This window comes from Paracoccus sp. SY, assembly GCF_002901215.1.
GTDB classification, from domain to species: domain Bacteria; phylum Pseudomonadota; class Alphaproteobacteria; order Rhodobacterales; family Rhodobacteraceae; genus Paracoccus; species Paracoccus acridae.
In genome coordinates this window covers 76372-83561 of sequence record NZ_NWMQ01000014.1, presented here as the reverse complement: position 1 = coordinate 83561, position 7190 = coordinate 76372, and the positions used below count along the sequence as shown (strand labels likewise).

The following is a 7190-nucleotide window of genomic DNA, read 5'->3' as shown; positions in this document are numbered from 1 at the left end:
GCATCCAGGGCCGCGTGGTTGGCAGCCAGCCAGCCACCATAATCCCCTGCCAGAAGCATGGCGATCCGCTGCGACATCGCGGCAGCCGTATCGTTGCGGCCTATCACGCTGTGGGCGTGCTGGCGATAGAACAAGGCTGGTCGCGGATCATGGATCAACGCCGCGCCGGCGCCCGAGGTGACCTGATAGGCCCACCAGTCATGCGACTCGATATCCCGCGCCCGGGCCTCTGGGGCGCAGCGGCGCAGGATCGCGGCGGCGGGCGCATTGAAGACCGAGGTATTGCCCGCCATGATCGCCTGGACCAAGGCATTGCGAAATCCCAGGGGCCGCCGGAAATGGCGGGACTCGGCTGTCGGAACCAGGGCTGCATCGGTGATGATCGTGCGGGCCGCATAATGGGCGGGGCCGTCCTGTCGTGACAGCGCGGCCACGGCGCGGGCCAGCTTGTCGGGAAACCACACATCGTCCTGGTCGCAGAAGGCGATCATGCCGTCTGTCGTGGCCGACAGCAGATGGAGGAAGTTCTGGGTGGCGCCCCGACGCGGTCCGTCGATGATCCGAACCTGCCCCGCAGGGCGCCTAGCCGCGAAATCTGCTGCAATGTCGCGCGTCCCGTCATCCGATCCGTCATCCGAGACGATCAGCCGCCAGTTCCGGTGCGTCTGTGCGGCGATGCTATCCAGTTGCGCTTCGATGAAGGATGCGCCGCGATAGCTGGCCAGAAGGATCGTCACGCAATGGTCATGGGCTGGAAAGGCAGATCGATCCACCGGCTGTGTCCTTGGTCGGGCAGGGCCGGTTTCTGCCCTGCCGCCCGCGCCGATGCAACCGTCAGCCCGCCTGCCGGGCGATATCCTCGATCAGCACGGCCTTGACGGACAGGTCGGTGCTGGCCTGCGCCGCCTTCTGCAATCGTTCGCGCAAGGGGGCCAGCCGGGCCTCGGACGTGAAGTTGCCGTCAAATCCGCCTGTATTGGCATGGATCAGCAATTCGCGCAGCAGCGCGTCCCGCAACCGGTGTTCCTGCTGCTTCATGGCAGGCAGGTCGGCGCCGCCCGTCTCGATCGTCAGGGTCAGGATCATCACCCCGCCCATGTCCCCGTTCCGCATCAAGGGCACGAAGAACTGGCTCGGGAAGGTGAACCAGCCCTCGGCAGGGGCGGCCGTTTCCCCATGGGCGCCCTGGCCCCCGCCATGATCGCTGGCTGCGGCATGATCATCGGCGGGTGGCGGTGCCGGGTGATCCGATGCCGGCTTGGCATGGCCGTCGGGGGCGGCGGCGTCTTCCGCCGCACCGTGATTGCCGGACGTCGCCCCGGTTGCGGCATGACCGGCTTCCTGGGCAGGGCGCAGCATCTCTCCGGCAGCGACGCCGCCCACCAGGGCCAGAACGGGGATCAGAAGGGGCAAGAGCTTCTTCATCGGCGGATACCTCAGTAGGGCAGGATCACATCGACGATCTGCTGGCCAAAGCGGGGCTGCTGCACATCGGTGATCTGCCCGCGCCCGCCATAGGAGATGCGCGCGCCCGCGATGCGGTCATAGGCGATCTCGTTGCTGCGGTCGATGTCGGCGGGGCGAACGAAGCCGCTGACGGTCAGTTCGCGCAATTCATAGTTCACGCGGACTTCCTGCGTGCCCTCGATCTGAAGGGTGCCGTTGGGCAGGGTGTCGATCACCGTTGCGGCCACCCGCAGGGTCAGCTTGTCGCGGCGGCTGATGTTGCCGCTGCCCTTGTAGGTCGAGGACGATTCGGCCTCGGCCAGGTTGTCGAAGCTGGCGCCTTCGGGCAGTTTTTCGTTCAGGCGCTGCGGGATGCCGATCATCTGCGGGATCGACACGCTTTCGCCGGACTGGCGGCTGCGCCCCGAAGTGTTGGTCATCTGCGCCTCGTCGTCGATCTCGATCACTACGGTGAGGATGTCGCCGCGCGTCGCCGCCCGCCTGTCGCTGATCAGGGACGAGGTGGTCCCGGCCCACAGCGACGCTGCCGCCTCGGGGCGGCCGGAATCGACGGGGATCTCCAAAGGCGGGTTGGTCATGGCGATGAACTCTTCGCTGTTGCGCGGAGAGGTCAGGCTGGGCGGCTTTCCCAGGTGATCGGCGCGCGCGCAGGCCGAAGCCGCCAGGACGAGGCAGAGCAGGGGAATGGTTTTCATCGGTGTTCCTTACTTCAGCGCCACAAGGCTGCCGTCCGGCTGGACGACGGCGCTGATCGTTGCGCGGGATTCAAGGTTCATGACGCGGATCACGTCGCCCGCCGCACCGTCCGACAGCGTCCGGGCGGTGGTGACGATCCGCAGGGCACCCCGCTGGAAGACCAGCGAATGCATCTGGTTGCGCCCGATCAGCCTGGGCGCCTGCAAGAGCGACGCCTGCAGCGGGCGGCCTTCGTGGATGGTGATGCGGGTCTGCAGCCCGATGGCCTGGGACGGGTCCGAAAGGCCGGGACGGTCGCCGTCGATGGCGCGGATGTCGGCGGCGGTGATGACAGTTCCGGCGGGCAGGGTTCGCGCGGCGGCCAGCACCGCCGCGGATGCGGGCAGGGGCGCCAGGGCCAGAAGAAGAACCAGCCACCGCATCAGCGCACCTGCGTGGTGGCCGCCAGCATCTGGTCGGCGGCGGTGATGACCTTGGCGTTCAGTTCGTATCCGCGCTGCGCCTTGATCAGTTCGGTGATCTCTCGCACGGAATCGACTGAGCTGTCCTCCAGATAGCCCTGGCGCAGCGCGCCCAGGCCGTCCTGCCCCGGCGTCGTCACCTGGGGCGTGCCGGATGCCGCGGTTTCCAGGAACAGGTTCGAGCCGATCGCCTCGAGCCCCTTTTCATTGGAAAAGCCTGCCAGCGTAAGTTGACCCAGCAGTTCGGGTTCGACCTGGTCGCTGAAATAGGCGTAAACCTCGCCCGCCGCGTTGATGGAAATGGTGCTCGCGTCGTCGGGGATGGTGATGCCCGGCACGACCGGATAGCCGTCCGAGGTCACGATCAACCCGTCGGGCGACCGCTTCAACCCGCCGTCGCGGGTATAGGCAGAAAGGCCGGAAGGCAGCGTCACCTCGATATAGCCCTCGCCGTCGATGGCCAGGTCCAGGTCGCCCCCGGTCTGGGTCAAGGCGCCTTGTTGCAGATTGACGCTGACCGCCGTAGAGCGCACCCCCAGGCCCAGTTGCACGCCTGCGGGAATGACGGTGCCGTCGGCGGCGGTCACGGTGCCGGGACGGGTGGCCTGCTGGTAATGCAGGTCGGCGAATTCCGCGCGCCGGGCGTTGTAGCCGGTGGTGGACATGTTGGCGAGGTTGTTCGAAATGACCTCGACACGGGTCTGCTGCGCGCTCATGCCGGTTGCGGCGATCTGCAGGGCTCTCATGGATGGTCCTTTCAGCGGGTCATGCCGGAGATCGCGCTGCGGATGCGCTGATCTTCGCGGTCAAGGAAGGATTGGCCCAGTTCGTAGGCACGCTGGACCTCGATCATGCGGGTGATCTCGAAAACGGAATCGACGTTCGATTCTTCCAGGAAGCCTTGGCGGATACGGGCGTCGTCAACGGGTTCGGGCGCGGCGTCGGTCGTGAAGGTGGTGCCGCCCTGACGGGTCAGTTGCGCATCCTCGGGGGCGGCGAAGACGCCGATCTTGCCGAAGGCCACGCCGTTCGCGGACAAGGTCCCGTCAGCGCCGACCGCGACCTCGCTGGCGCCTGCGGGAACGATGATCGGTGCCATCCCCTCGTCCAGCAGGCGGAAACCGTCGGCGGTCATCAACTCGCCCTCGGCAGAGGGAAGAAAGGCGCCCGCGCGGGTCAGGCGGTTGCCTTCGGGCGTTTCCACCAGGAAGAAGCCCTCGCCCTCGATGGCAAGGTCATAGTTGCCGTTGGTCTGGGTCAGCACGCCCTGGTCCAGATCCAGCATCCTGCCGCGCGCATGGGCCATGGACAGCGTGTCGCCGCTGCGGTCGAGCGCGGACAGGTGTTCGGCAAAGATCACTCCCTCGCGGCGAAAGCCGGTGGTGTTGGCGTTGGCGATGTTGTTGGCCACCACCCGCATTTCCGCCATCAGCCCGGCCTGCCGGGTCAGCGTCGCATAGATCGCGTTGTCCATGGTCAGCTTCCCGCGATCAGGGGAATGATCTGCCCGAGATAGAAATCGGACAGCGCGGTGGTCATGAAGCTCATGGTGACCCAGAAGACGGCCAGCATCAGCCCGACCTTGGGCACGAAGGTCAGGGTCATCTCCTGGACCGAGGTCAGCGCCTGGAACAGCCCGATCACGACCCCCGCGATCAGCGCGACCGCCAGCATCGGTGCCGAGATGCGGACCGCGATCAGCAGCGCCTGGCGCAGCATGTCGAACAGCAGCGTTTCATCCATGGATCACACCGGCATCCGCAGGATTTCCTGATAGGCCTCGACCACCTTGTCGCGGATGGCGACAACGGTTTCCAAGGCGACCTCGGCTTCGGCGATTGTCTGGACCAGGCGGTGCGTTTCCACCTGGCCGGTCATGGCGCCGGTTGCAACCTGGTCCACCTTGCCCATCTGGGCGGCGAAATCCTCGGCCGCGTTCGACAGCGCCTGGACGGCGGGACCGGGCTGGCCCGGCGCCACGGCGGTGCGGGCGGCGGAATAGGCAGTGGCTGCATTCAAACTGGTGAACATGGGCGACCTTTCTAGCGGCGCAGAAGTTCCAGAAGCGACGCGCCCATCTGGCGCGTCTGCTCGAACATTTTCAGGTTGGCCTCATAGCTGCGGCCCGCCTCGCGGGAATCCGCGATTTCGATCACCAGATCGACATTGGAGCCGAGGTAATAGCCGTCCTCGTCCGCCAGGGGATGCGAGGGATCGTAAAGGCGGGGCAGTTCCGATCGGTCGAGCCGCAGCTTCGAAGCCTCGACCTCGCCGGTCGGGCGGCCGAAGCGGGTCGCCTCCTCGAAGGTGACAAGCTTGCGGCGATAGCCGGGCGTGTCGGCATTGGCGATGTTTTCGGCCGTGTGGCGCAGGCGTTCGCTTTGGGCGCGCATCCCGGACGCGGCCAGGTGCAGGGCGGAAACGGGACGGTCCATCACGCCCTCCGCCCGATGCTGGTGCGCATCAGATCCAGCGCCGAGCTGTAGATGCCAAGCGACAGGTCGTGCCCGCGCTTGACCTCGGCCGCCTTCAGCATCTCCTCCTCGAGCGCGACGGAATTGCCGTTGGGCGACACGCCGGTTTCAACGGGCGTCTGGCGCGTCAGGGGCGACCATTCGGGCGTGGCCAGATGGCGCGGGTCCGTGGTTCGCATCGCGGAGAACGCCGCGCTGCGATAGCTGTCGGCGAAGGACGCCACATCCTTGGCCTTGAATCCGGGTGTATCGGCATTGGCCACATTGCGGGCCACGACAAGATGCCGTTCGCTGGCATGGGCACCCAGGGCGCGGGCCATGCGCATCATTTCGATCTTTTCAAACATGAGGCTTCTCCTCATTGGCGATAATCCGGTCTTAACCGCGATTCGTTTAGAAACGGTTGAGAGGGCCGAAATTCGGCGCGATGTGCCAATGGAGCCTGAGCATCGACGGAGCGCCGATCCTTGCGGGAAAAGGCCAGGTGCCTCAGATCGTCGGTTGGATCGGTCCTGCGCGGAAGACCTGTCGATCAAGAAACCAGGAGGCGTCCGATGATGACGGTCACCGGCTGGTGCCAGACGATTGGCGTGAAACGGGCTGCACTGACCGGTGGCATCCTGGAGAAGCGGTGGATCCCACAGCGAACCATTGAGTCGCTCTTTGCGTCTGGAAGCGCGGCACCGGGGATGGGTGCTGACGTCGATGAGGTTGCCGCTGACGCCAAAGCTTCCTTTGCATTGAGGAGGCTGATGCCTCACGACCGGGTGGCTTTGGGGCTGGGCTGTTCTCTCGACGAAAGATTTCGAGCGGCGAACAGTCCCCTCGGATTCGGTCAGGGCTTTTGTCCCAGACCGAGGTTTGCGGACGAAAGGGCGAAGCCAAGCTGTTGAAATCTGGTGACCCCGACAGGACTTGAACCTGTAACCTGCCCCTTAGGAGGGGGCTGCTCTATCCAGTTGAGCCACGGGGCCGCCTTTGCCCTTTTGACCCGTGACAAGGCATTTGGCAAGGTTGTCGCGGGGTCGGACGAACGCTAACATCGGGCAAAGACCTGATCTTCCGGTGCCAGATGAACGTCCCCAGACCCCGCCGCCCCTTGACCCTTCGGGACGTGTCCGAGGCATCCGGCGTGTCCGAAATGACCGTCAGCCGGGTCTTGCGCAACCGGGGCGATGTGTCCGCCGCCACGCGGGAAAAGGTGCTGACCGCTGCCAAGACGCTGGGCTATGTCCCCAACAAGATCGCGGGCGGGCTGGCCAGCCAGCGGGTCAACCTTGTCGCGGTGGTGATCCCGTCCCTGTCGAACCTGGTCTTTCCCGATGTGCTGGGGGGCGTGTCGGCGGAACTGGACGATACCGGCCTGCAGCCCGTGATCGGCGTCACCAATTATTCCCCCGCGCGAGAGGAGATGGTGCTGTACGACATGCTGTCCTGGCGACCGTCCGGGGTCATCCTGGCGGGGCTGGAACACAGCAAGGCATCGCGCGCGATGCTGGCGAATTCAGGAATCCCCGTGGTCGAGATCATGGATATCGACGGCGAGGGCATCGACACCATCGTGGGCATTTCCCATCGCCGCGCAGGGCGGGAAATGGCTGCCCGGATCCTGGCTGCGGGCTATCGCCGGATCGGCTTCGTCGGCACCCACATGCCCGAGGATCACCGCGCCCGAAAACGCCTGGCGGGGTTCGAGGAGGGCTTGGCCGAGGCGGGCGTCGCGCTGGAGGCGCGCGAATATTACCAGGGCGGATCCTCGCTGCTGAAGGGGCGCGAGTTGACCGAGCGAATCCTGACCCGCGCGCCGGACCTGGATTTCCTTTATTTCTCGAACGACATGATCGGGGCAGGGGGGCTGCTGCATTGCCTGGACAAGGGATACGACATCCCGGGCCGCATCGGACTTGCCGGCTTCAACGGCGTCGATCTGCTGGACGGGCTGCCGGTGCGCCTGGCCACGACCGATGCAAGGCGCGTCGATATCGGCAGGCGCGCGGCCCGGCTGGTCGCTGGCAAGGACATCATCCCCGAAGACCGGATCGTCGCACTGACCCCCACCTTCCTGCCCGGTGACACGATCCGTCATGGCTGA

General features: G+C 65.7%; 11 protein-coding genes and 1 tRNA gene. 1 reads left to right on the top strand and 11 read right to left on the bottom strand.

What is annotated here, in order from left to right:
• From CK944_RS12625 to CK944_RS12570, 11 genes are all read right to left on the bottom strand, one after another.
• Positions 1-773: glycosyltransferase family 2 protein (locus CK944_RS12625; protein ID WP_103173414.1), on the bottom strand; the 773-nt coding region annotated here is incomplete at its 3' end.
• 61 nt (positions 774-834) lie between these two features.
• A complete protein-coding gene (locus tag CK944_RS12620; protein ID WP_103173413.1) occupies positions 835-1425 on the bottom strand; it encodes a hypothetical protein in 591 nt (196 codons plus the stop codon).
• Between the two features lie 11 nt (positions 1426-1436).
• Positions 1437-2162 (bottom strand): flagellar basal body L-ring protein FlgH, encoded by a 726-nt coding sequence (flgH, locus tag CK944_RS12615; protein ID WP_103173412.1) that lies wholly within the window; start codon positions 2160-2162, stop codon positions 1437-1439.
• A gap of 9 nt (positions 2163-2171) precedes the next feature.
• Positions 2172-2585, bottom strand: coding sequence for a flagellar basal body P-ring formation chaperone FlgA (gene flgA, locus CK944_RS12610; protein ID WP_103173411.1), 414 nt, complete (start codon positions 2583-2585; stop codon positions 2172-2174).
• A complete protein-coding gene (gene flgG / locus CK944_RS12605; protein ID WP_103173410.1) occupies positions 2585-3370 on the bottom strand; it encodes a flagellar basal-body rod protein FlgG in 786 nt (261 codons plus the stop codon). The genes flgA and flgG overlap by 1 nt, the downstream gene beginning before the upstream one ends.
• Positions 3371-3381: 11 nt before the next feature.
• The gene (locus tag CK944_RS12600; protein ID WP_103173409.1) at positions 3382-4098 is read right to left on the bottom strand and encodes a flagellar hook-basal body complex protein; all 717 of its coding nucleotides are present in this window, start codon (positions 4096-4098) and stop codon (positions 3382-3384) included.
• Between the two features lie 2 nt (positions 4099-4100).
• Positions 4101-4367, bottom strand: a complete 267-nt coding sequence (locus tag CK944_RS12595; RefSeq protein WP_103173408.1) for a flagellar biosynthetic protein FliQ — start codon at positions 4365-4367, stop codon at positions 4101-4103.
• 3 nt (positions 4368-4370) lie between these two features.
• Positions 4371-4655, bottom strand: coding sequence for a flagellar hook-basal body complex protein FliE (gene fliE, locus CK944_RS12590; protein WP_103173407.1), 285 nt, complete (start codon positions 4653-4655; stop codon positions 4371-4373).
• Positions 4656-4666: 11 nt separating this feature from the next.
• Positions 4667-5059, bottom strand: a complete 393-nt coding sequence (gene flgC, locus CK944_RS12585; protein ID WP_103173406.1) for a flagellar basal body rod protein FlgC — start codon at positions 5057-5059, stop codon at positions 4667-4669.
• On the bottom strand, positions 5059-5445 hold the full coding sequence (locus CK944_RS12580) for a FlgB family protein (protein WP_103173405.1): 387 nt from the start codon (positions 5443-5445) through the stop codon (positions 5059-5061). The genes flgC and CK944_RS12580 overlap by 1 nt, the downstream gene beginning before the upstream one ends.
• Positions 5446-5995: 550 nt before the next feature.
• A tRNA-Arg gene (locus tag CK944_RS12570) sits at positions 5996-6072 on the bottom strand.
• A 98-nt stretch (positions 6073-6170) separates the two neighbouring features.
• On the opposite strand from CK944_RS12570, the gene CK944_RS12565 reads away from it, so the two are divergent.
• Positions 6171-7190, top strand: a complete 1020-nt coding sequence (locus tag CK944_RS12565; RefSeq protein ID WP_103173403.1) for a LacI family DNA-binding transcriptional regulator — start codon at positions 6171-6173, stop codon at positions 7188-7190.

Coding starts and splice junctions, on each gene's coding strand:
- CK944_RS12620 (WP_103173413.1), bottom strand. CDS start 1,425: ATGAAGAAGCTCTTGCCCCTTCTGATCCCCGTTCTGGCCCTGGTGGGC.
- flgH (WP_103173412.1), bottom strand. CDS start 2,162: ATGAAAACCATTCCCCTGCTCTGCCTCGTCCTGGCGGCTTCGGCCTGC.
- flgA (WP_103173411.1), bottom strand. CDS start 2,585: ATGCGGTGGCTGGTTCTTCTTCTGGCCCTGGCGCCCCTGCCCGCATCC.
- flgG (WP_103173410.1), bottom strand. CDS start 3,370: ATGAGAGCCCTGCAGATCGCCGCAACCGGCATGAGCGCGCAGCAGACC.
- CK944_RS12600 (WP_103173409.1), bottom strand. CDS start 4,098: ATGGACAACGCGATCTATGCGACGCTGACCCGGCAGGCCGGGCTGATG.
- CK944_RS12595 (WP_103173408.1), bottom strand. CDS start 4,367: ATGGATGAAACGCTGCTGTTCGACATGCTGCGCCAGGCGCTGCTGATC.
- fliE (WP_103173407.1), bottom strand. CDS start 4,655: ATGTTCACCAGTTTGAATGCAGCCACTGCCTATTCCGCCGCCCGCACC.
- flgC (WP_103173406.1), bottom strand. CDS start 5,059: ATGGACCGTCCCGTTTCCGCCCTGCACCTGGCCGCGTCCGGGATGCGC.
- CK944_RS12580 (WP_103173405.1), bottom strand. CDS start 5,445: ATGTTTGAAAAGATCGAAATGATGCGCATGGCCCGCGCCCTGGGTGCC.
- CK944_RS12565 (WP_103173403.1), top strand. CDS start 6,171: ATGAACGTCCCCAGACCCCGCCGCCCCTTGACCCTTCGGGACGTGTCC.